Raw genomic sequence first — 22,892 nt, 5'->3', positions numbered from 1 at the left:
GGCGGGTGGGGGTGGCTGGCGAGAATCCGACATGGACGTGGGGGGGCGTGGGGCCCGGCCCTCAGGGCGTGCGGAGTTTGCGCCAGACGGCCTTGGCGGCGTTGTGGCCCGACATGCCGTGCACGCCGGGTCCTGGCGGTGTCGCGGACGAGCAGATGAAGACCGCCGGGTGCGCGGTGCCGTACGGGAAGAGGGAGATCTTGGGGCGGAGCAGCAGCTGGATTCCGCTGGCGGCGCCGCAGGCGATGTCGCCGCCCACGTAATTGGCGTTGCGCGCGGCCAGCTCCGGCGGGCCCGAGGTGGCGCGGGCCAGGACGCGGTCGCGGAAGCCGGGCGCGAAGCGCTCGATCTGGCGCTCCATCGCGTCGGTGAGATCGCCGTCCCAGCCGTTGGGCACATGGCCGTACGCCCAGAAGACCTGCTTGCCCGCGGGCGCGCGGGAGGGGTCGACGACGCTGGGCTGCACGGTGATCAAGAACGGCGGGTCCGGCGCGCGGTTCTCGCGGGACGCGGCGTGCAGCGCGGCGTCGATCTCCGCGCTGCTGCCCCCGATCTGCACGGTGCCCGCCTCGCGGGCCTCCTTCGCCGTCCACGGGACGGGCCCGTCCAGGGCGTAGTCGATCTTGAAGACGCTGGCGCCGTAGCGATAGTTCTCGTAGCTCCGCCCCAAACCCGCGATCCGGGCCAGCGCGGTGGGCGAGGTGTCGAAGATGTACGCGCGCGCGGGCGGCAGGTCGTCGAGCCGCTTGACCTCGTAGTCCGTGTGGACCGCGCCGCCGAGGTCCTTCAGATACGCGGTGAGCGCGTCCGAGATCGACTGCGAGCCGCCCCGGGCCACCGGCCAGCCGCGGGCGTGTGCGGCCAGCGCGAAGACCATGCCGACGGCGCCGGTGGCGAGTCCGCCGAGCGGCGCGATGACATGGGCGACGAGCCCGGAGAACAGGGCGCGGGCCCGGTCGTCCCGGAAGCGCCGCATCAGCCAGGTGGAGGGCGGGAGCCCCGCGAGGCCGAAGCGGGCGAGGGTCACGGGGTCGCGCGGCAGGGCGGTCGACGGCAGCGCCATGAAGTCCTGCAGGAGCGTGTCCCACTTGCTCACGAAGGGCTCGATGAGCCTGCGGTACGCCCCCGCGTCGCGCGGCCCGAACGAGGCGGCCGTCTCGGCGACGGACCGGGACAGCACGGCGGCGCTTCCGTCCGGGAAGGGGTGCGCCATGGGCAGCTGCGGCTGGAGCCACTCCAGGCCGTATCGGTCGAGGGGCATGGTGCGGAACACGGGCGAGTTGACGCCCAGCGGATGTGCGGCGGAACAGGGGTCGTGCCGGAACCCGGGAAGCGTCAGCTCCTCGGTCCTCGCCCCGCCGCCGACGGTCTCCTTGGCCTCGAACACGGCCACCGAGAAGCCGCGGCGGGCCAGCTCGACGGCAGCGGTCAGACCGTTCGGTCCCGCCCCCACGATGACGGCATCAAGCATCGACGGCACCTTCGGACTCCTTTGTCAGCCGATGGCCTCTGCCGCCCAGGATAGGCCGGGCCACCGACAGCGCCGTGGGCGCGGGTAGCCTCTGACGGGTGACGTACTGGATCCGCCGCGCTGACGCGGGCTCCGACGACTGGTTCGAGACGGGCTCCGACGGGATCGCCGTACGTCAGGCGTCCTTCACCGACCCGCTCGGAGCGGCGTCCGTGGCGGCCTCGCGCACCGAACTGACCTGGGCTCTCGACGAGTTCGAGCCGCTGGGGGCGCAACTCTACGAGGCGCGATACGGCGTACTTTTGGACGGCCCCGTCGACGGTGGGGAGCCGGTGTCCGAAGCGGAGTTCGATGCCGCGTGGCGACACGCCCGCCACAGCCGACACACCACGGCGGCGGAAACGGATGGCCCACTTCCGCAGGGCACCCGGCTGACCGGCACGGTCAGCGAGCTGCCGTGGGGCCCGGGGCGGACCGGGCTCTTCGTCGATCTGGGGCTGCCGATCGTCGGCTTCGTGGACCTGGGGCATCTGCCGCTCACCCCTGCGGACTGGCCGGGCGTGGGGACCGTCACGGAGTTCGAGGTCACCACCGTGCGGTTCAACTTCGAGCCGCGCGGTGCCCCGCAGATCAGGCTGCGGCCGACAGCAACGCCACCACCCGGTCGACCGTGGCGGCGTCCCGGGCGGCCGTGAACGGCAGCGCGTTCCCGCCCTCGATCCGGAAGGGCTCTCCGGCGACGGTCAGATTGCCGCCTCCGGCCTCGGCCACGAGCAGCAGCCCCGCCGCGTGGTCCCAGGCGAGCTCCCAGGAGAACGCGACCGCGTCCAACTCCCCCCTGGCGATGGCCAGATACTCGAGCCCGGCCGAACCGCAGGGCCGCGGCGCGACGCCGTCGACCCGCAGGCCGAGGAGCGCGCGCTTCTGCTCGGGGGTGGTGAAGTCCGGGTGCGACGTCGCCACTTCGATGACCTCGCCGGGCGAGCCGGCCACCAGCCGCTCCCCGTCCAGCCAGGCGCCCTTGCCGCGCACCGCCACGGCCATCTCGTCCAGCGCCGGGGCGTACGTCCAGGAGGCGAGCACCTCTCCGCGCCACGCCAGCGCGATCAGCATGCAGAATCCGGGGTCACCGTGCACGAACTGCCGGGTGCCGTCCACCGGGTCGACGATCCACACCGGCGCGTCGGCCCGTATCGCCTCGTACGTCGAGGGGTCCGCGTGCACGGCTTCCTCGCCCACGACGACGGAGCCCGGGAGCAGGGTGGTGAGGGCGGCGGTCAGGTGCTCCTCGGCGAGCCGGTCGGCCACCGTCACGAGGTCGTGCGGCCCGCTCTTCTGGACGACATCGCCCTCGGCGAGCTGCCGGAACCGCGGCATGACCTCGGCCGCGGCGGCCTTGCGGAGAGCTTCTTCGACGTCGGGGACGCCACGTACAAGAAAGTCTTCGATCGCTTCGATCATGCATCCATGAGAGCACGCCGGACTGACAATCCGTACGGCCCGGCGGTACGGGGGATGGATTCGAGATGAATCCCACGTGGCCTGGCCCCTGGGCCTCGCCCGTACCTCATCCCCCGCGGCCTCACCTGCAAGAACGGCCCTCTCCCACCCACCCACCGTTCCCCCCACAGCCTTGCCCGCAACGAACAGACCTTCCCCGCCCACCCGCCCGATTGCCCCGCGGTGTCAAGGGATGGGTGGGCGGGGTGGGGGGGGGAGCGTACCGACCGGGGGTGGGCAGGGAGATCAACCCCGGCGTCCGCAGTCGGCAGCGCTCGGGAGGGGACGTGCCGGTATGTCCGCCCGGAGCACGGTTCGCGGCACTCCGGGGCCGCAGCACCCAAGGGGCCACCGGACGATAGCGAGGACGGACATACCGGCACGGCCCCGCACCCACACACGGACCGGCCCCGCAGGACCCGCACCCCGATCACCCGACGCCGGCGAGCACGGACAAACCAGCACGGCACCACACCCACCCACAGACCAGCCCCACAGAACCCGCACCCCGATCACCCGACGACAGCGAGCACGGACAAACCAGCACGGCACCACACCCACCCACAGACCAGCCCCACAGAACCCGCACCCCGATCACCCGACGACAGCAAGGACGGACAAACCAGCACGGCACCACACCCACCACCGAACGGGCCCCGCAGCACGCCGGGCGCCCGGCAGCCGGGAACGCGCACCGTCCCGTCCCGCAGACGGACCCGGCCCCGCCCCTCAGTACGGCGCATCCCGCTCCTCCACATGCCGTCGCAACCGTTCCGTGTCCGCCCCCGTCCACCCCTCCCGGGGAACAATCGCCGCCCACCCGTCCACCGGCCCCGCCCCGTACCGGTGGCCGTGCGGGGCCTCGACTCCGTACGACACCGCCATGTCGACCGACGTCTGCCAGAAGGTGACGACGGGGAACCACCGGATCGCCGGGGTGACGTCCGGGCCGAGGGGGCTCCGGAGCCACTGCGGACGGTGCAGGAGCAGGTCGGACGACCACCACACCACCGGGTCGGACGCGTTCTGGAGATAGACCACCCGCGGATGCCCCCACCCCACCCCCGGCCCCGCCCGCTTCAGGTCCCGCTCGGGGAACTGCGCGAACCGCACGTTCCGGCCCCCCTCGTACAGCGGGCGCCAGACCGGGCTCCCCGCGTCCCGGTGATCGCGGATCTCCTGCGACATCGGGGCGAAGTTGGGCGTGCCCACGATCAGCGCCCCGTCCGTCCGGGCCAGCAGATCGTCCACACCGTCGAACGACGACTCGATCGCGAATCCGCCCAGGCTCTCCCCGGTCACGACCAGCTTGGGCCGGTCGTCCTCGGGCAGGGCGGACCACTTCGCCAGGACGGCGTCGACGAGCCGGCGCGTGGCCTGCGCCGCACGCTCCTTGTCGACGAGGAAGGAGACCCAGCTGGGCAGGTAGGAGTACTGGACGGCGACGATGGCCGTGTCACCGTCGTGCATGTACTCCAGGGGTTCGCTGATGTCGGCGTTGACCCACCCCGTCCCCGTGGTCCCCGCGATGGCCAGCACGTCCCGGTCGAAGGCTCCCGTCCGCTCCAGCTCCTCCACCGCCAGCCGCGCCTTCGCCTCGAACGGGTCCCGGCTGCTGAAGGCCTCCGGCGCCGACGCGCTGACGTAGACCCGCACGGGATCCTTCGCGGGCCTGCCCGTGTACCGCGTGATCTGTTCCTTCGTCGGCGTGGACCCCGCGAAGTTACGGCCCTGGAACCCCAGGTCCTGCCAGCGCAGCAGCGATCCGGGACCCCCGGACACCAGCGGCGAGGTCGGCCGGCGGATGCCCTCCTTGGTGCCGCCGTTCGTCGCGTACGCGATGCGGTCGGCGAGGTCGATGACACCGCGCTGGAAGACGACGTCACGCAGCCCGATCGTGACGAGCAGCGCGCTGAGCGCGACGCCGAGCCCGATGGCCACGGGCAGCGGGACGAACCGGTGCAGGGCGCGGATCAGCCTGCGCGCCCCCAGCCGGATGCCACGGGCCGCCAGCAGGAAAAGGGCCCAGAGCAGGACGGCGATCAGCATGATGACCGGCGTGTGCCAGGCCATCGACGGCGGCAGCCCCTGGAGCTCGCGCAGGCGGCGCTGCGCGTGGTCGCTCTCGGCGATCAGCCACACGGTGAGGACAAGACCGAGGACCCAGTACGCCTGCCAGAAATGTGCCCGTGCCTTCTCGCTCGGCCGCCATCGCAGCAGCGCGCGGACCAGGGTGCTGACGACCGAGCCGAGACCGTAGCCGATGGCCGCGGTGATCCCGCCGACTACGCCCTGCAGCAGCCAGGGACGGGGCACGAGGGAGGGCGTGAGGGAGAGCCAGAAGAAGACCGTGCCGAAGCAGGCGCCCGTGAGGTCCGGCCAGCGTCTGACGAGGTAGGCGGGGCCGGGCCGTTCCCAGTACGGCTTCCTGACGATCGCCCCGCCGCGCCGCACCCCCTCCCGCAGAGTCCGCCGCCAACCGCCCGCCCGGCCGGATTCCGCTCCGCCCGCTCGCCCGGGAATGCTCTTCGCCAACCGCCTCAGCTCCGAGGTCCGGCGCGGCCCTCCGGTGACGGATGTCGCCGGGCGGGGCGCGCGGGGGCACCGCCACCTCATGCTCACCCGGCCCCTCATACCTCGCAAACCCTACGTAAGCGCCCCACTCCACATCCCCGCGCCCCGCCCCCCTTCCCTTAACGCTCAGCGCTCCGCGTTCAGCGCATCGACCGCGCCCCGCGCATCGCCGATCGTCAGGTAGTCGACGGCCACGAAGTTCACCGGCCTCCCGCGCTGCCGCTCGCAGTCGTGCACCCGGTCGAGGACCGGGGTCTCCGGGGGAAGCACGATCTTCAGGTTGGACGTCACCGCGGCTTCCGGGACCGGCAGGCGTCCCAGCAGGGCGCGGGCGACCGGGAGGCTCCGCGGGTCGACGAGGACCTCGTGGTAGAGGCGGTCGTAGGCGTGCTGGTCCTTCAGTACGCCTTGGTGGAAGCCGGAGCTGAGGACGGTGCCGCGCGCCGTGGCCGTCGTGGCGAGGACCGCCACGCACAGCACGGCCACGACCCGGGCGACGGGCCGGAGCCGCCTCAGGCGCGGTCGCGGGCGAGGGCGCCTGGCCGGGCGCGCGCTCTTCCATGCCTTCAGGTTGAGTCCACCGGGTGCGCGCGGCGACTCGGCCTGCCGGTCGCTTCGGGTCGCCTCCGATCGCCTCCGGTCGCCTCGTGCGCAGGACGCCCGCACGATGGACCCGTGCACGCCCGACGGCCTTCCTCGCGGCAGCCGCGGCTTCGGTTCCTGCGGCTTCCGCGGCTCTTGCGGCGTCCGGTCACGACGGCCACCGCCGTCACCGCCACCGTCGTCGTCCTCGTGCTCAGCAACCTCGCGAACAACCGGTGGGCCCAGAACTGGAGCCTGCCCCTCTCCCTGCTGGCCACGGCGGTACTGCTCGCGATCGTGTACTGGTCCGGCGGGCGGTGGGCCGACCTGGGGCTCGCGCGCGCCACCCTCCCGCGCGGCCTGTGGTGGGGGCTGGCGCTGATCGGCGTCGTCGCCGCGGGGTATGCGGTCGCGGCCGCGCTGCCGGTCACCCGCGGCCTGTTCGAGGACCAGCGGCAGAGCGGTCTGAGCGCGGGTGAGGTCGCCCTGCGGGTCCTGGTGACGGTTCCGTTCGGCACGGTCCTGCTGGAGGAAGTGGCCTTCCGGGGCGTTCTCTTCGGTCTGCTCCTGCGCTCCCGCGGGCCCCTCGCCGCGACCCTGGTCTCGTCGGGGCTCTTCGGCCTCTGGCACATCCTGCCGTCGCTCGGCCTCGCCGACGCCAAGCCCGTGCTCGGCGGCGCCTTCGGGGATTCGGCCCTCGGTGTGGTCGTCGTCGACGCCGGTGCGGTCCTGTTCACCGCCCTGGCGGGCTGCCTCTTCTGCGAGCTGCGCCGCCGCAGCGGGAGCCTGCTCGCCCCCATGGGGCTGCACTGGGCCACGAACGCCCTCGGGTACGTCTTCGGCTTCCTGCTGAGGTGAGCCGAGCCGCGCCGCCGGGGGGGGGAGCGGCCCCGGGTGAAATGCCCCGTCCAGGGAACCGGCATAGGGTGCATTTCATGGCGTAATGCCCTCTCCGGAGGCCCCTCATCCGCCGCCCCGCCCCGAAAGGGTCACTCCATGCACCCCTCCCTCAACCCGGCCGCCCTGGCCGAGCTGCGCCGCCCGCGCACCTACCCCGCCGTCACGGTCCTGCTGCCGACCCACCGCAGGGAACCGGACAACGCCCAAGATCCCGTGCGGCTGCGCAACCTCGTCGCCGAGGCCAAGGAGCGCCTGAAGTCCGATCCCGCCGTGGCCAGGGAGCACCGGATCGACGTGGCCGCGCAGCTGGACCGGGCGGTGGCGGAGATCGACCTCGTGCACGCCGAGGACGGGCTCGCCGTCTTCGCCGCCCCCGGGGAGCACCAGGTGTGGTCGCTCGCCAGGACGGTGCCGCCGCGCGTGGTGCTCTCGGACACCTTCCTGACGCGCAACGTCGTCGCGGCCCAGGCCGCCGAGCGCCCGTACTGGGTCCTCGCGGTGTCGGCCGACCGCGTCACGCTGTGGAGCGGCACCCCGGAGCGGGTCACCGAGCACAAGGCGGACTCGTTCCCGCTGACCCGCAGCCTCGACGACCCGGACGCCGAGCGCCAGGAGCGGATCGGCGACCTGCCGAGCACCTTCCGCGACGAGCAGACCCGCAAGTTCCTGCGCGAGGCGGACCACGCGGCGGCCGCCGTGCTGCACGCCCATCCGCGCCCCCTGTTCGTGGCCGGGGAGGCCGCGGCGCTCTCCCTCGTCGACGACGTCGGCACGGTCACCAAGAAGGCCACCCGGGTGCCGCACGGCGGCCTCGCGCACGGACCCGCGGACGCGGTGTGGCAGGCGGTACGCCCCTTCCTCGCCACCCAGGAGAAGACCGAACTCGACTCCGTACTCCATGAGTTGGACGCGGCGCAGGGCCGCCACCAGTACGCCGCCGGTCTGGACGAGGTCTGGCAGAACGTGACGACGGACCGGGCCCGCCTCGTCGCCGTGGAGGACACGTACCAGGCGACCGTGCGCGCCGTCGGCGGACATCTGGTGCCGGCCGCGTCCGACGATCTCGACGCGGTGGACGACGTCGTCGACGACATCGTCGAGCGGGCCCTGGACACCGGCGCGCAGGTCCGCTTCGTACCCGAAGGCACGCTCACCGACCGGGGCCGGATCGCCTGCGCCCTGCGGTACTGACGTCACCCCCACCACTCCCCCACGACTCCCCCATCACGGACAAGCTCCAGCAGCAGGGAAAGGACCGCACCGAATGAACCCCATGCCGCCCCGCGGGAAGCGGCGCCCCGCACGCCGCAGGCCCGCGGTGTCCGCCGCCCTCACGCTCGCCGCCACCCTGACGGCCGCCGCCCTCGTCTCGTGCAGCACCGACAGCGACGCCCCGTCGGCCGAGGAGAGCAGGACGGTCAGTGAACGGCCGAGCGCCCCCGACTCGGCGTCGTTCTCGGAGAAGACCGCGTCCCCGCTGAAGTCGCAGGCCTCGGAGGCCGCCGAGTCCGCCCGTGCGTCGGCGTCGAAGGCGGAGGCGTCCGCGTCGGAGCGCGCGGACGAGTTCGAGGCGTCCGTGTCCGCCGACACGGAGCGCGCCAACCAGGCCGCCGAGAAGGCTCTGCAGGACGTCGACGGGAAGGGCAACGCGATGTCCGACGTCTCCATGACGGGCAAGCCGCGCTCCGAGACCGGCGGTGTGCTCGCCTCCGTGGTGACCTTCACCAACAGGACCGACAAGACGGCGGACTTCGCCGTGCAGGTCGACTTCGTGGACTCCTCGGGCAAGACCGTGGAGACCCGCTACGTCGGCACGGAGAACCTCGAACCGGGCAAGCGGGCCCAGCGGTACGCCATCAGCCACGAGCCCCCGGAGCCGAAGCTCTCCGCGAAGCTGGTCAAGGCCCAGCGGTACTGATCCCCCGTACCGCCAGGGAGCTTCAGGAGCTTCAGAAGTCCACGGCGTCGCGGACGAGCGGGCACGTCATGCAGTGCCCGCCGCCGCGGCCCCGGCCGAGTTCGGCGCCGACGATGGTGATGACCTCGACACCCGCCTTGCGCAGCAGCGTGTTGGTCTGGGTGTTGCGGTCGTATGTAAAGACCACGCCCGGCTCCAGGGCGACGGCGTTGTTGCCGCTGTCCCACTGCTGGCGCTCGGAGGCGTAGACGTCCCCGCCCGTCTCGATCACGCGCAGCTCGGGCAGGCCGAGCGACTTGGCGACCACGTCGACGAACGCGCGTGAGCCCTCGTCCGTGATCTCCACGCCGGCCGCCTTGCCGCCCGCCGCCTTGCCGCCCGCCGCCTTGGCGCCGGCCGTTCTGCCGCCGGGACGCAGCGTGAAGGAGTGCACGGCGTCCATGATCTTCGGGTAGAGCGTGACGATGTCGCGGTCGGCGAAGGTGAAGACGGTGTCCAGATGCATCGCGGCCCGCAGCTTGGGCATGCCGGCGACGATGACCTGCTCGGCCGCGCCGTTCTCGAACAGCGCGGACGCGACCTGGGTGATGGCCTGGCGCGAGGTGCGCTCGCTCATGCCCATCAGGACGACGCCGTTGCCGACGGGCATGATGTCGCCGCCCTCGAACGTCGCCTGTCCCCAGTCGAGTTCGGGGTCGCCCCACCACACCGTGGCGCCCTTGAAGTCGGGGTGGAACTGGTAGACGGCCTTCATCAGAAGCGTCTCGTCGTGCCGGGCCGGCCAGTACAGCGGGTTGAGCGTGACGCCTCCGTACAGCCAGCACGTCGTGTCGCGGGTGTAGAGGGTGTTCGGCAGCGGCGGCATCAAGTACTCGCGTACGCCGGTGGATTCGCGCACGAGGGCGACGTATCCGGAGCGGAACTCGTCCGGCAGGTCCGCGGTGGCCAGGCCCCCGATGAGGTACTCGGCGAGCTGCCGGGGCTCCAGCGTCTCCAGGAAGGCACGGGTGCCGTCGATGAGGCCGAGGCCGACCTCGTTCGCGGTGATCTTCCGGTCGAGGAGCCAGTCCTTGGCCCCGGGGACCGCCATGGTCTGGGCGAGCAGGTCGTGCAGCTCGACGACCTCGACGCCGCGCTGCTGGAGCTTGATGACGAAGTCCGCGTGGTCGCGCTGGGCGTTCTCCACCCACATGACGTCGTCGAAGAGCAGGTCGTCGGCGTTGGTGGGGGTCAGCCTGCGGTGGGCGAGCCCCGGCGCGCAGACCAGTACCTTGCGCAGCCTGCCGACCTCGGAGTGGACACCGAAGGTCGGTGCGGCGGGGGTGTCGTTGCTGGTCACGATGCGCCTTTCGGTCGGTGGCAACAGGGGCGGAGGCCGGTCCCGGGGGCGCCGGGTCAGAGCTCGATCCAGCCGACCGCGAGCGCGATCACACCCACGACGGCGCCCGCGATCGAGACGGCGCAGATGACGGCCTCGCGGGGCGAGAACAGGCGCCGGCGCTGTTCCCGCCGGGCCTTGATGAACAGGAAGGTCGCGGGGGCGTAGATGATGAAGGAGACCAGGACGAACTTGAGCCCGGCGGCGTACAGCAGGAACGCCATGTACAGCGTGGCGATCACCGCGATCACCAGTTCCTTGCGGGTGCTCTGCCCCTCGACCGCCACGTCCTCGCGGCCCGCCCCGGTGGCGATCTTGACGGCGAAGGCGGCCGCGAGCAGGAACGGGATGAGGCTCAGCGCACTGGTCAGGTCGAGCGCGAAGTTGAACGCGTCGTCGGAGAACATCGTGACGACCAGGACGACCTGGCTCAGCGCGGTGGTCATCAGGAGCGCGGGGACCGGCACGTCCTCGGCGGTGGCCTTCCGCAGGAAGCGGGGCATGTCGTCGTCCTTGGCTGCGACGAAGAGCACTTCCGCGGCCATCAGGGTCCAGGCGAGGTAGGCGCCGAGCACGGAGATGATGAGTCCGACGCTGACGAAGACCTTGCCCCAGGTGCCGACGGCCTCCTCCAGGACCCCGGCCATGGAGGGCTGGCGCAGCTCGGCGATCTCGGCCATCGGCATGATGCCGTACGACACGATGGTGACGGAGGCGAAGACGGCGAAGACGCTGAGGAAGCCCAGGACCGTGGCCCGGCCGACGTCCTCGCGGCGCTTGGCGTGCCGGGAGTAGACGCTCGCGCCCTCGACACCCAGGAAGACGAAGACGGTGGCCAGCATGGTGCCGCGCACCTGGTTGAAGAGCGATCCCGCGTAGTCGGCGCCGCCGAAGTTCTCCGCGAAGACGGACGGCTTGAAGAGGAAGAGCGCCAGGATCACGAAGACGAGGATGGGCACGATCTTGGCGACGGTGACGATCCTGTTGATCGCCGCCGCTTCCTTGACCCCGCGGCGGATGAGCAGGAAGAACGCCCATAGGCCGAACGAGGAGAGGACGACGGCCAGCAGGGTGTCGCCGTCACCGAGGCCGGGCCAGATGGCGCCGACGGTCGACATGATGAGCACCCAGTAGGTGACGTTGCCGACGCACGCGCTGGCCCAGTACCCGAAGGCGGAGAAGAAGCCGAGGTACTCGCCGAACCCGGCCTTCGCGTAGGCGTAGACACCGGCGTCCAGATCCGGTCTGCGCACGGCGAGGGTCTGGAAGACGAACGCGAGCATCAGCATGCCCGTGCCGGCGATGGCCCAGGCGATCAACGCGCCCGCGACACCGGTCTCCTGGGCGAACCGGCGGGGCAGCGAGAACACGCCCGCGCCGACCATCGAGCCGACGACCATCATCGTCAGCGTCGTGAGGGTCAGCTTGACGGCCGGTGACGCCCCGGCTGTGGCCTGGTCACTCGTCTCAGCGTGGCTCATGGGCTCCTCGTCAGCTCCCGTCGGGGCCGGCGCCTAGGGACGACTGACCACCCTGTGCGGGAATCTATCCCTAGTGGGTCGAGTTGTCCTGATATGAAATCGCAGGCTGACGGTGTTCGCGATTCAGCCAGGCCCGGAGGAAGCACAGTGCACGGTGAGTACAAGGTCCCCGGCGGCAAGCTCGTCGTCGTGGATCTGGAGGTCGAGGACGGGGTGCTGCGGCACGTGCGGGTGGCGGGAGACTTCTTCCTCGAACCCGACGAGGCGTTCGACGCCCTGAGCCATTCGTTGGAGGGCGCCCCGGCCGACACCGACACGGCGGGCCTCGCCGCCCGCGTCGACGCCGCGCTCCCGGAGGGCACGGTCATGTACGGGCTGACGTCGGAGGGGGTGGGCGTCGCGGTGCGCCGCGCCCTCGCGCACGCCACCGACTGGACCGACTACGACTGGCAGCTGATCCACGAGGCCCCGCAGTCCCCCGCCCTGCTCATGGCCCTGGACGAGGTGCTCACCGAGGAGGTCGCCGCCGGGCGCCGCCCGCCGACGCTGCGCGTGTGGGAGTGGGAGTCCCCGGCGGTCGTCATCGGCAGCTTCCAGTCGCTGCGCAACGAAGTGGACCGGGAGGGCGCCGAGCGGCACGGCATCCAGGTGGTGCGCCGGATCAGTGGCGGCGGCGCCATGTTCTGCGAGCCGGGCAACGCCATCACGTACTCACTCTCCGTCCCCGACTCCCTCGTGCAGGGCCTGTCCTTCGCCGACAGCTACGCCTACCTGGACGACTGGGTGCTCGACGCCCTCGGCGACATGGGCATCAAGGCGTGGTACCAACCGCTCAACGACATCGCCACCGACGCCGGGAAGGTCGCCGGCGCCGCCCAGAAGCGGGTCGCCGGCGGGCACGGCGCCGTGCTGCACCACGTGACGATGTCGTACGACATCGACGCGGAGAAGATGGTCGAGGTGCTCCGCATCGGCCGCGAGAAGCTCTCGGACAAGGGCACGAAGAGCGCGAAGAAGCGCGTGGATCCGCTGCGCCGCCAGACCGGACTGCCGCGCGAGGCCGTGATCGAGCGGATGCTCGACTCCTTCCGCACGCGGTACGGCCTGACGGCGGGCAAGGCCACGGACGAGGAGATGGCCAGGGCGCGGGAACTGGCCCGCACCAAGTTCAGCTCACCGGAGTGGACGGCGCGGGTGCCGTAGCCCCGGACGGTTTCGTGTCGCCCCCGGGCTCGCGCTGCCAGGCGGTGGTGCCGATGCGACCAGTGTTGCCGAGGTCGATCCGGCCCTCCGGGATCACGGTCCCGGGCCGGGTGCCCGGGGCCGGGGTGACCTTCAGATAGGTGCCGCTGACGGCGGTCGTGGTCGTGTCGGTGACGGTGTTGCGCCAGACGAGGACGGTGTAGGCCCTCTCGTCCTTCTTGAGCGAGACGGGGTGCGGCCCGGGGTCGTCCATCTGCGTGACGGGCGCGGGCCCTTCGAGGATCTGTACGTCGAGGGGTTCGCGGTGCTCGTCCAGGACCCGCAGCTTCGGATAGCCGTTCAGGCGGTAGGTGTCCTTGCCGCAGTTGGTCAGGGTCACGGACATCGCGCGCAGGCCCATGGCGGGGTTGACCATGCCCGCCTCGATACGGACACCGGACGCGGGGCAGGAGGACGAGGGCGCGTCGGACACCCCCGGCGGCGCCGTCTCGACGGGAATCCCCGTCGGCGAGTCAGGACCGGGCTCGGCGGACACACCGTCCGGCCAACCGTCCCCCGCATCACCCGTATCGCCCGCACCGGACCGACCACCCTCGGCAGACGCCGTACGCCCGGGATCCCTCTCCCGCTCCACCTCCTCCGAGAGCCCGCATCCGGAGGCGAGCACGACCACGGCGGAGAGGACGGCGACGTGTCTGAACGGTATGACGGTCACGCGGAGATCATGCCATGGCCACAGTTTCCCCCTATCTGCCGATCTGCCGCCTCCCACAGCCGCGCCTCCCCGACCATGGCCGCGTCTACGGAGTCACGCTACGGGCCGCTACGAGCCCCGACTCATAGGCGAAGACGACCAGTTGGGCCCGGTCGCGCGCGCCCAGCTTCGTCATCGCCCGGCTCACATGCGTCTTCGCCGTGAACGGACTGATCACCATGTGCGTGGCGATCTCCTCGTTCGTCAGCCCCCGTGCGGCCAGCGCGGTGACCTCCCGCTCCCGGCGCGTGAGGTTCTCCAGGCCCGGCGCGGTGGCCCGGTCCGGCGGCCGCGAGACGAACTCGCCGATCAGCCTGCTCGTCACGGAGGGCGAGAGCAGGGAGTCCCCGCGCGCGACGATCTCGATGCCGTGCAACAGGTCGGCGGGCTCCGTGTCCTTGAGCAGAAACCCGCTCGCACCGGCCCTCAGGGCGTCGAACACGTACTCATCAAGGCCGTAGTTGGTGAGGATCACGACGCGTACGTCGCGGAGGCGGGGATCTGCCGCGATCCGCCGTGTCGCCTCGATCCCGGTCATCACCGGCATCTGTACGTCTATGAGCGCCACGTCCGGCACGCACTCCCGCACCAGCGCGACCCCGCGCTCCCCGTCGGCGGCCTCCCCCACCACCTCGATACCGTCCTCGGCCTCGAGCAGCGCACGGAACCCGGCCCGCATCAACGCCTGATCGTCGATGAGCACCACCCGGATCACGTCCCCTCCCCGGGGCGCCCGACATCAGCGGCCACCCTGACCTCCGCCGGCGACCCGCCCCGCCCGGCGGCCTTTCCGGCTCCCCCGGAGAGCGCCGCGCCCATGGGTACCCCCAGGGATGCCTCATCGGCTGTCCCCTCGGCTGTCCCGGACAGCAACGCCCCGCCCTCCAGCGGAAGTTCCGCCCGGACCAGGAATCCCCCCTCGACCCGCGGCCCCGCCAGCAGCGTCCCACCCAGGGAAGCGACCCGCTCGCGCATGCCCGTGAGCCCTGTCCCCTCCACCGGCGGCCGCCCCGCATCGGCTACCCCGTCGTCCTCCACCCGCACCCCCAACACCCGCTCCCCGTAGTCGAGTCCGACCGTTACCTTGGCCGAGCCTCCCGCATGGCGTGCCACGTTGGTGAGGCCTTCCTGCACGATCCTGTACGCGGTCCGCTCCAGGTCACCGGCCAGGGCACGCTCCCGGCCGCACACCGCAAGCTCCACCGCGAGCCCCGCCGCCCGCGCGCGCTCGACCAGCAGCGCCGGGCTCCCCGTCGGCTCGTCCGTGCGCAACACCGTGAGCGTGGACCGCAGTTCACGCATCGCCTCGCCGCTCGCCTCCTGGATGGCGAGCAGCGCGGGCGGTATCTCCTCGCCCCGCTTCCGGGCGAGGTGGACGGCCACTCCCGCCTGGAGCTTGACGATCGAGATGCTGTGCGTCAGCGAGTCGTGCAGTTCGCGCGCGATCCGCAGCCGCTCCTCGCCCGCCCTGCGCAGCGCCGCCTCCTCGCGGGTCCGCTCGGCCTCCAGGGCCCGCTGCTCGGTCTGGCGCAGATACGCCTGCCAGTTCTTGTCGGCGAGGCCCGTGACGAGAGCGCACAGGAACCAGCCGGCCAGCAGCAGCGTGCGCTGCACGATGTCGTCCGATCCCTCTCCCGCCGCCACGCCCCCCGCAGCTCCCCCGACCTCCCCCGCCACCGCGAAGCCCGCGAGGAACACCGCGGCGGCACCGGCGGCCACGCCCCGGTGGCCTGCGCGCGCAGCCGTATGAACGGCCGCCACCACCGGAATCGCCGCGACACTGCTCGCGCCCGCGTACACCACCTCGCCGAGCAGGCACGCCGTGGTGACCGCGAGCACGGCGCGCGGCGCCGCTCGATGGGCGGAGAGTGCGAGCGAACCGGCGCCGATCAATGCGTAGTCGAGGAACCCCGCACCGCCGTCCCGCAGACCCGCCGCGAGTGCGACGATCACGCCCACCACGACCGCGAGCATCGCGTCGCCGACCCACGCCTGCCGCGCTTGATTCCGCACCTGGTCCCGCACTCGATCGCGCACGTTCACCTGCCCCGCCGCTCTCCCCGTCCGGTCCGCCGCCATCTCCGCCCCCGCGTCCCTCGCATCCCCCGTTTCGGCGCATCCCCCGCCGTGTTCAGAACGATAGAGGCCGTCACTGACAACCGCGTCACCTCAGCAGACCGTTCCCGCACTACTCCCCACGCAGTAGTCGCCGACCCGTCCGGCCCCGGCGGCGTACCCGCAACTGCCTTCCGCCGGACGACGACCCGAGACACCCGGCGCCCCGACCATCGAGCCATGGCAACCTTTCGATACACCGATTCCGTACTTCCGAAATCCGCGACGGGCAGGACCGCCGAGGCTTACGCGCAGATGGCCGAGGACTTCGGCATCTCCGAGCCCGCGCCCCTAGTCGCCCTGTCCCCCGCACCCGAACTGTTCACCGCCACCTGGGCGTTGCTCCGCGAGTCCCTGCTGGTCGGCGGCGGCGACGCCTTCGGCAGCGGCGGCACCACCCGCACCGACCGGGAGCTGGTCGCCGTGGGCGTCTCGCTCGCCAACCGCTGCCCGTTCTGCGTGAGCGCGCACACGGTGATGCTGCACGCCACCGGCGAGCACCGCGTCGCCGAGCGGGTGCTGCGCGGCGAGCAGCCCGAGGACCCGGCGCAGGCGCGACTGCTCGCCTGGGGCCAGGCCACGCGGACGCCGCAGGCGCCGGAGCTCGTCTCGCCGCCGTTCCCGCGCGCCCACGCCCCGGCCCACATCGGCACCGCGCTCACCTTCCACTTCATCAACCGCGTCGCGTCGTCACTGATCGGCGAGGCCATGCTGCCGTGCAACGCGCAGCGCTTCCGGGCGGTGCGCTCGATCGGCGGCCGCACCCTGCAGAAGTCGGTCCGCCGCACCGTCACGCCCGGTGACTCGCTGCCCCTGCTCGACGACCCGCAGCCAGGCCCGGCCTGGGCCGCGGGCACACCCATCGGCTCCGCGTACGCGGCGCTCCGCACCGCGGCGACGACGGGCGCGGGCCTGCTCGACGAGGCCGACCAGGCCCTCGTACAGGCGGTGGTGGCGGAGTGGGACGGCGCGCATCCGCCGCTGTCCTGGGGCGCCCTGCCCGACCGCGCGTCGCGCCCGGGGGCACGGCTCGCGCTGCTCGCCGCACTCGCGCCGTACCGCATCACCGACGAGGACGTGGCGGCCTGGAAGAAGCCGCCGTTCAGCGACCACTGCCTCGTGCACCTGATCGCGTACGGCGCGTTCACGGCGGTCGACCGCATCGAGAGCTCCCTCGCGGCGCACCACTCGGCTCACTACGCCAAGGAGACGTCATGACCGGATCGAACACATCGGCCGCATCGAACGCGTCGGCTGCGTCAGCCGAGTCGGCTGCTTCGGCGACATCGACTGCGTCGGCGACACTGACGACGCCGACCCCCAACTCCCGCCAGGCGAAGGCCTGGAACGGGCCGGTGGGCACCCACTGGGCCACGCACCACGACCGTTACGACGCGATGCTGTCCGGCGTGAACGACGCCCTGTTCGACGCCGCGGCGATCGGCGCGGGCGACCGTGTCCTGGACATCGGCTGCGGCGCCGGCGTCACCACGCGCATCGCGGCCCGCCGCGCTGGGCACGGCCATGCGGTGGGCGTCGACATTTCGGCACCGCTCCTCGACCGGGCCCGTGCGAGCACGGCGTCCGAAGGCATCACGAACGCGGCGTACGAGCGGGCCGACGCCCAGATCCACCCCTTCCCCCGAGCTGGGTACGACGTCGCGATCAGCCGTGGCGGGGTCATGTTCTTCGCCGACCACGCCGCCGCGTTCACGAACATCGCCCGCGCGCTGCGTCCCGGCGGGCGCCTGGTGTTCGTCTGTCCGCAGCCCGTCGACCAGGAGACCGAGGAGTCCCGGACGCTGAGCCGGTTCGCCAAGCTCCTCGCGGAGGAGGACGGTCCCGCGGAGAGCCCGGAGTACGTGTCGCCCGAGGCCGCGGCCGACGCCGTCGCCGCCCGCACCGCCATGTCCTCGCTCTCGGACCCGGCCCGCATCCACGAGGTGCTCACCGCCTACGAGGACGTGAGGGTGACGCCCATACCCATCGAGGCCGTGTGGGGCCAAACCCCAGCCGATGCGGTCGACTTCATCCTGTCGCGCACTCCGGGCCGGACGGTCACCGCCGCGACGCGGGCCTCCCTGGAGGCGGCGTTCCGGCCCCACGCGACCGAGTACGGCGTGCGGATGCGGGCGGGGGTGTGGCTCGTGACGGCGGCGCGCCAGGCCTGAGGCTTCACATGCGACACGTGCGCCACATGCTTAGGACCTGAGGCTTCAGGGACGCCAGGCCCGAGCCGCATCCGGCACCAGGCCCCAGCCACGCCTCGCGCCTCGCGCCTCGCGCCTCGCACCTCGCACCTCGCACCTCGCACCTCGCACCTCGCACCTCGCACCAGCCTCAAGCCCTTTCCCGCGCAAGGGCCTACGCCTTCCCCCGCTCGCCGTCGTCCTGCATCGCCCGGGTCTCGCTCTTGAGAATCCGCAGGGACTTGCCCACCGCGCGGGCCGTGTCCGGCAGCTTCTTCGAGCCAAACAGCACGATGACCACGATCGCCACGATGAGCAGATGCCAGGGTTCCAGTCCGTTACGGAGCATCGTCGCCCGCCCTTCTCCACAGATGTCTCAGCCGTCATTCAGCGTCGGTAGCCTCAAGAAAGATTGCTACATTGCGCAACTGTACAACCATGGGGCGGGCCGGGAGGTCCCTCTCTGTGAGGCGGAACGACTCGGACGGATAGGGCGCACCCATGACAACCAGCCACCGTGCAGCTGTACGCAGCCGTCGGCGCAAGCGCGGCCGTGTGCGGCTCACACTGGGCATCGTCCTGTCCCTGCTGGTGCTCGTGGCGGCCGGCGCCGGGTGGGTGTACGTCCGGCTGAGCGGCAACATCGACACCTTCGCGGCGGACGGTGTCTCCGGTGACCGGCCCGACGCCGACACATCCAAGGGTGAGAACGTCCTGGTCATCGGCTCGGACGCACGCACAGCGGGGAACAGCGCGCTCGGCGGCGGCGACAAGAACGACATCGGCCGCTCCGACACCGCCTTCCTGCTGCACGTGTACGCCGACCACCGGCATGCCGTCGCCGTCTCCATCCCCCGCGACACCCTCGTGGACCTCCCGCCCTGCAAGCTGCCGGACGGCAGCTGGACGAAGACCCGGCCGAACACCATGTTCAACGCCGCGTACTCGGTGGGCGAGACCGCCAAGGGGAACCCCGCCTGCACCCAGAACACCGTCGAGCACCTCACCGGTCTGCGCGTGGACCACACCGTCGTCGTCGACTTCAAGGGGTTCGCCGAGCTGACGGACGTGGTGGGCGGAGTGGAGGTGTGCCTGCCGCAGGACGTCTACCAGCGTGACCTCAACCCCCACCGCGCCACCCGTGGCGCGCGTCTCTTCGCCAAGGGAGAACAGGAGGTGTCGGGCCAGAAGGCCCTGGACTACGTACGCATCCGGCACGGCATCGGCGACGGCTCCGACATAGGCCGCATCAAGCGCCAACAGGCTTTCGTGGCAAGCCTGTTGAAGAAGGTCAAGAGCGACGGCCTGACGCCCACCAAGCTGCTGCCGCTCGCGGACGCCGCCACGCAGTCCATGACCGTCGACCCCGGGCTCGGCTCAGCCGACAAGCTGATCTCGTTCGCGATGTCGCTGAAGGACATCGACCTGGGCAACACCAAGTTCGTCACCATCCCCTGGCGGTACGAGGGTTCGCGGGTCGCGGTGGTCCAGCCGGATGCCGACGCGCTGTGGGCCTCGCTCAAGGACGACCGCACGCTGGACGGCGCGGACGCCAGCGGCAAGAACGTCAAGCGAGACAAGCCCGGCGGCGCAGAGTCCGCCGCGCCTGTCTCCGGGGACGGCGTCGCCGTGGCCGTCTACAACGGCACTAACGTCACCGGTCTCGCCGCCCGCGCGGCGAAGACCCTCACCGAGCACGACTTCACGGTTACCGGCACCGCGACCGCCGGCACCCAGGACCACGCCACCACGGTGATCGCGTACGGACCCGGCGAGCAGGGCAGGGCGAAGTCCGTCGCCCGGCTCTTCCCGGGGGCGGAAGTGAAGTCCGCGACCGCCCCGGGCGTGACCGTCACCCTGGGCCGGTCGTACGCGGACGCCCCCACGGCCACCCCGTCGGGCGAGCCGGAGCCCGTCCCCACCAAGGTCGCCGACGACGCCCGCTCCGCCGACGACAACCCCTGCTCGGACCTCTCCTACGGATGACCACAGCTCACTGCGGCTGACCACGGCTGGCCACTGCGGCTGGCCACAGCTGGCTACGGCTGCGGGACCCACCGGCGCCGGAGCACCCCGAGCGCCGCCGCGTAGAGGCCGAGCACCACGGCGAGCAGCAGGTAGTACAGGCCCGGCAGGGGCGTCATGCCCAGGAGCGGGCCCAGTGGGGAGAGCGGAAGGAGCAGGCCGACGGCGGCGAGCGCGGCCACCGACCAGCCGACCGGGCCCGGCGTCCTGCCCTCGGCCCGGCGGCGGCCGGTCCGCAGGAGCAGCATCACCAGGGCCTGGGTCAGCAGGTTCTCGGTGAACCAACCGGAGTGGAACACCGCCTGGTCGTCCACGGCGCCGGGCCCGTGCAGGGCGAGCGCCAGGACGAGGAAGGTGGCGAGGTCGGCGAGGGCGTTGAGCGCGCCGAAGCCGGTGATGAAGCGCAGGAAGGCGCGGGGCCGCAGCTCGGTGGGGCGGCGAAGGACCGCCGGATGAGGCCGCTCGTAGGCGAAGGCGAGCTGCGCGGCGTCGAAGCACAGGTTCTGCACCAGGACCTGCGCCGGGAGCATCGGCAGGAACGGCAGCAGGAGTCCCGCGGAGAGCATCGCGATGACGTTGCCGAGGTTCGAGGAGAGGGTGACGCGCAGATACGTGGCGATGTTGCCGCTGCTGTGGCGTCCCGCGCGGACGGCGTGGCCGATCGCGGTGAGGTCCTTGTCGGCGAGCACCACGTCGGCGCTCTCGCGTACGACGTCCACGGCGGCCCGCGGCGCGATCCCGACGTCGGCGGCCCGCAGCGCGGGCAGGTCGTTGACCCCGTCGCCGAGGAACCCGGTGGTGTGCCCGCCCGCCCGCAGCGCCTCGGTGATGCGGGCCTTGTGCTCGGGGGTACAGCGGGCGAAGACGGTGGTGTGCCGGGCGGTCTGGGCGAGTTCGGCGTCGGTGAGGGTGTCGACGCGGTCGGCTGTGAGAACTCCGCCGCCCTCTGCCTCGCCGATCCCCAGCTCGCGGCAGGCCCGCGCCGCCGTCCCCGAGTGGTCGCCGGTGAGGATCTTGACCGTGATGCCGCTCTCCGCGAGGTCCCGCAGGGCGGTGGCGGCGGTCGGGGCAAGGGCATCCCGCAGGGTGAGGAAGCCGCGGAAGGTCAGGCCGCGTTCGTCGGCCGGGGTGTAGGCGCGGGTGCGGGCGGGCCGCTCGGCGGTGGCGACCGCGAGGAGACGCAGGCCGCCGTCCGCTTCACGGGCGGCGAGGTCCAGCAGCCTCTCCCGTTCACCGTCCTCCAGCACGCAGCGTTCCAGCACGGCCTCGACGGCGCCCTTCACCACGAGCGTGTGGGTGCCTAGGCCTACGGGACCGCGTACGACCGCGGTGGCGAGGCGGCGTACGGGGTCGAAGGGCAGCGCCGCCACCCCTTCGTATCCCAGCCCTTCGTAACCCGGCCCTTCGTATCCCAGCCCTTCGTATTCCAGCGCCTCGTACCCCACCCCTCGGTAACCCGGCCCCTCGGACCGCGCCCCTCCGTACCGCATCGCTTCGTACCGCATCGCTTCGTCCTCGCGCCCGGCGTCGGGCACCGCGTCGAGGACCGCATCGAGGACCGCGTCGTCGAGCGGGTCGGGGGCGGGCAGCTCGGCGAGCTGGAGTGTCCACCAGGAGTTGACCGCCGCCCAGTGCAGCGCTTCGGGCGCCGCCCGCCCGTCGGCACCCAGGGTGCGGTCGAGGACCGGCCGGTCCTCGGTGAGCGTGCCGGTCTTGTCCAGGCACAGGACGTCGACGGCGCCGAGGTCGTGCAGCGCGGGCAGCCGTCTGACGATCACCCCGTGCGTACGGGCCAGGAGCGAGGCCCCGCGCGCCAGGCAGGTGGTGACGATGACCGGCAGCATCTCCGGCGTCAGACCGACCGCCACGGCGACCGCGAACGGCAGGGTCTCCAGGCCGCGCCCGCGCAGGGCGGCGTTGGCCATCAGCACGAGCGGCGGGGTCAGCAGCATGAACCGGATGAGGACCCAGGAGATGCCGTGCACGGAGCGGTCGAAGGCGCTCGGCCCGCGCCGCCCCGCCATGCCGTGCGCGGCGGCGAACCGGGTCCGCGCCCCGGTCGCGACGACCACCGCGGTGCCGCTGCCCGAGGCGACGCTGCTGCCCTGGAAGCAGAGGTGAGGCTGCTCGAAGACCCCCTCGGGACGCCGCGTGTCCGGCACGTCGGCCGCGGCCTTGGGCACCGGCGCCGACTCCCCCGTCAGCGCCGCCTGGCGCACGCTCAGCCCGCTCGCGCGCAGCAACCGCACGTCGGCGGGGACGAGATCGCCGGGGCCGAGCCGCACCACGTCCCCCGGCACCAGTTCCTCGACCGGGATCTCCCGCTCCCGGGGGCCGTCGTCACGCTCCGCGCGGCGCAGCACGCTCGCGGTGGTGGCCACCAGGGCCCGGAGCGCGGCCATGGACCGGTCGGCGCGGTACTCACCGGACGTCCTCAGCACTCCACTGACGACGACCAGGCACAGGATCACGCAGGCGGTGCCCCAGGAGGCGACGGTGGCCGACACCAGGCCGAGGCAGAGCAGCACCGCCGTGAAGGGATCCCGCAGGCTGCGGCCGAAGAGGCGCGGCCACGACACCGCCCTCCGGTCGGGAAGGGTGTTCTCGCCGAACCGGGCGACGCGCCGCTCGGCCTCCGCGTCCGTCAGGCCGCGCGGGCCGCTCTCCACACGGCGCAGCACCTCCAGCGAGGTGAGCCCACCGGCTGCGGCCTCAGGCACCAAGGCCGCGGAGCCGGCGTGCCGGTGACCGCGCGGCACGGTCGGCACTGCCGTCACGGTTGGAGCGGTCGGCACGGTCGGC

19 protein-coding genes are annotated in these 22,892 nt (G+C 72.2%); 8 read left to right on the top strand and 11 right to left on the bottom strand.

What is annotated here, in order from left to right; all coding sequences use genetic code 11:
• Nucleotides 1-61: 61 nt before the first annotated feature.
• Nucleotides 62-1,471 carry a phytoene desaturase family protein gene (locus ACIGXX_RS07215; protein WP_399973492.1) on the bottom strand — a complete coding sequence of 470 codons (1,410 nt, stop codon included), beginning with the start codon at nt 1,469-1,471 and terminating at the stop codon, nt 62-64.
• A 98-nt stretch (nt 1,472-1,569) separates the two neighbouring features.
• On the opposite strand from ACIGXX_RS07215, the gene ACIGXX_RS07210 reads away from it, so the two are divergent.
• Nucleotides 1,570-2,166, top strand: coding sequence for a hypothetical protein (locus ACIGXX_RS07210; RefSeq protein WP_351159047.1), 597 nt, complete (start codon nt 1,570-1,572; stop codon nt 2,164-2,166).
• Here ACIGXX_RS07210 and ACIGXX_RS07205 read toward each other — a convergent pair.
• The 3 genes from ACIGXX_RS07205 to ACIGXX_RS07195 form a co-directional block, all read right to left on the bottom strand.
• Nucleotides 2,102-2,932 (bottom strand): inositol monophosphatase family protein, encoded by an 831-nt coding sequence (locus ACIGXX_RS07205; RefSeq protein WP_361461923.1) that lies wholly within the window; start codon nt 2,930-2,932, stop codon nt 2,102-2,104. The genes ACIGXX_RS07210 and ACIGXX_RS07205 overlap by 65 nt on opposite strands.
• A 768-nt stretch (nt 2,933-3,700) precedes the next feature.
• Nucleotides 3,701-5,425, bottom strand: a complete 1,725-nt coding sequence (locus ACIGXX_RS07200) for an alpha/beta hydrolase (protein WP_399974348.1) — start codon at nt 5,423-5,425, stop codon at nt 3,701-3,703.
• Nucleotides 5,426-5,671: 246 nt separating this feature from the next.
• A complete protein-coding gene (locus ACIGXX_RS07195) occupies nt 5,672-6,031 on the bottom strand; it encodes a hypothetical protein (protein ID WP_399973488.1) in 360 nt (119 codons plus the stop codon).
• Nucleotides 6,032-6,220: 189 nt separating this feature from the next.
• Between ACIGXX_RS07195 and ACIGXX_RS07190 the strand changes: the two genes are divergently transcribed.
• The 3 genes from ACIGXX_RS07190 to ACIGXX_RS07180 all read left to right on the top strand — a co-directional run bounded on the left by ACIGXX_RS07190 (nt 6,221) and on the right by ACIGXX_RS07180 (nt 8,945).
• Nucleotides 6,221-6,985, top strand: a complete 765-nt coding sequence (locus ACIGXX_RS07190; protein ID WP_399973485.1) for a lysostaphin resistance A-like protein — start codon at nt 6,221-6,223, stop codon at nt 6,983-6,985.
• A 138-nt stretch (nt 6,986-7,123) separates the two neighbouring features.
• The gene (locus ACIGXX_RS07185) at nt 7,124-8,218 is read left to right on the top strand and encodes a chemotaxis protein (RefSeq protein ID WP_399973482.1); all 1,095 of its coding nucleotides are present in this window, start codon (nt 7,124-7,126) and stop codon (nt 8,216-8,218) included.
• A 73-nt stretch (nt 8,219-8,291) separates the two neighbouring features.
• Complete coding sequence (locus ACIGXX_RS07180) at nt 8,292-8,945, top strand: hypothetical protein (RefSeq protein ID WP_351159038.1); 654 nt, start codon at nt 8,292-8,294, stop codon at nt 8,943-8,945.
• Nucleotides 8,946-8,976: 31 nt separating this feature from the next.
• Here the strand turns inward: ACIGXX_RS07180 and ACIGXX_RS07175 are convergent, their stop codons facing one another.
• The gene (locus ACIGXX_RS07175; protein ID WP_399973478.1) at nt 8,977-10,284 is read right to left on the bottom strand and encodes an arginine deiminase; all 1,308 of its coding nucleotides are present in this window, start codon (nt 10,282-10,284) and stop codon (nt 8,977-8,979) included.
• Nucleotides 10,285-10,340: 56 nt separating this feature from the next.
• Nucleotides 10,341-11,804, bottom strand: a complete 1,464-nt coding sequence (locus ACIGXX_RS07170) for a basic amino acid/polyamine antiporter (RefSeq protein ID WP_351159034.1) — start codon at nt 11,802-11,804, stop codon at nt 10,341-10,343.
• Between the two features lie 147 nt (nt 11,805-11,951).
• Between ACIGXX_RS07170 and ACIGXX_RS07165 the strand changes: the two genes are divergently transcribed.
• Complete coding sequence (locus ACIGXX_RS07165; RefSeq protein WP_366461840.1) at nt 11,952-13,007, top strand: biotin/lipoate A/B protein ligase family protein; 1,056 nt, start codon at nt 11,952-11,954, stop codon at nt 13,005-13,007.
• Here the strand turns inward: ACIGXX_RS07165 and ACIGXX_RS07160 are convergent.
• The 3 genes from ACIGXX_RS07160 to ACIGXX_RS07150 all read right to left on the bottom strand — a co-directional run bounded on the left by ACIGXX_RS07160 (nt 12,973) and on the right by ACIGXX_RS07150 (nt 15,735).
• Entirely contained in the window at nt 12,973-13,722 is a 750-nt protein-coding gene (locus ACIGXX_RS07160; protein WP_383817588.1) for a DUF4232 domain-containing protein, read from the bottom strand. The genes ACIGXX_RS07165 and ACIGXX_RS07160 overlap by 35 nt on opposite strands.
• Before the next feature lie 85 nt (nt 13,723-13,807).
• Nucleotides 13,808-14,476, bottom strand: coding sequence for a response regulator transcription factor (locus tag ACIGXX_RS07155; RefSeq protein ID WP_366461842.1), 669 nt, complete (start codon nt 14,474-14,476; stop codon nt 13,808-13,810).
• The gene (locus tag ACIGXX_RS07150; protein ID WP_399974345.1) at nt 14,473-15,735 is read right to left on the bottom strand and encodes a sensor histidine kinase; all 1,263 of its coding nucleotides are present in this window, start codon (nt 15,733-15,735) and stop codon (nt 14,473-14,475) included. Before ACIGXX_RS07150 ends, ACIGXX_RS07155 begins: the two co-directional genes overlap by 4 nt.
• 321 nt (nt 15,736-16,056) lie before the next feature.
• Here ACIGXX_RS07150 and ACIGXX_RS07145 point away from each other — a divergent pair, with 321 nt between their 5' ends.
• Together ACIGXX_RS07145 and ACIGXX_RS07140 are read left to right on the top strand one after the other, a co-directional pair.
• Nucleotides 16,057-17,094, top strand: a complete 1,038-nt coding sequence (locus ACIGXX_RS07145) for a carboxymuconolactone decarboxylase family protein (RefSeq protein ID WP_351159025.1) — start codon at nt 16,057-16,059, stop codon at nt 17,092-17,094.
• Nucleotides 17,091-18,047 carry a class I SAM-dependent methyltransferase gene (locus ACIGXX_RS07140; protein ID WP_351159022.1) on the top strand — a complete coding sequence of 319 codons (957 nt, stop codon included), beginning with the start codon at nt 17,091-17,093 and terminating at the stop codon, nt 18,045-18,047. Before ACIGXX_RS07145 ends, ACIGXX_RS07140 begins: the two co-directional genes overlap by 4 nt.
• Nucleotides 18,048-18,240: 193 nt before the next feature.
• Here ACIGXX_RS07140 and tatA read toward each other — a convergent pair whose 3' ends face one another.
• Complete coding sequence (gene tatA, locus ACIGXX_RS07135; protein ID WP_351159019.1) at nt 18,241-18,414, bottom strand: Sec-independent protein translocase subunit TatA; 174 nt, start codon at nt 18,412-18,414, stop codon at nt 18,241-18,243.
• A 152-nt stretch (nt 18,415-18,566) separates the two neighbouring features.
• Between tatA and ACIGXX_RS07130 the strand changes: the two genes are divergently transcribed.
• Nucleotides 18,567-20,051, top strand: a complete 1,485-nt coding sequence (locus ACIGXX_RS07130) for an LCP family protein (RefSeq protein WP_399973470.1) — start codon at nt 18,567-18,569, stop codon at nt 20,049-20,051.
• 53 nt (nt 20,052-20,104) lie between these two features.
• Here ACIGXX_RS07130 and ACIGXX_RS07125 read toward each other — a convergent pair whose 3' ends face one another.
• Nucleotides 20,105-22,867, bottom strand: coding sequence for a cation-translocating P-type ATPase (locus tag ACIGXX_RS07125; protein WP_399973466.1), 2,763 nt, complete (start codon nt 22,865-22,867; stop codon nt 20,105-20,107).
• Between the last annotated feature and the right edge of the window lie 25 nt (nt 22,868-22,892).

Source organism: Streptomyces sp. NPDC055243 (assembly GCF_044544025.1).
Classification (GTDB): domain Bacteria; phylum Actinomycetota; class Actinomycetes; order Streptomycetales; family Streptomycetaceae; genus Streptomyces.
Note: the sequence above shows the minus strand (reverse complement) of the source record. Positions and strands in the feature narration are given on the sequence as shown.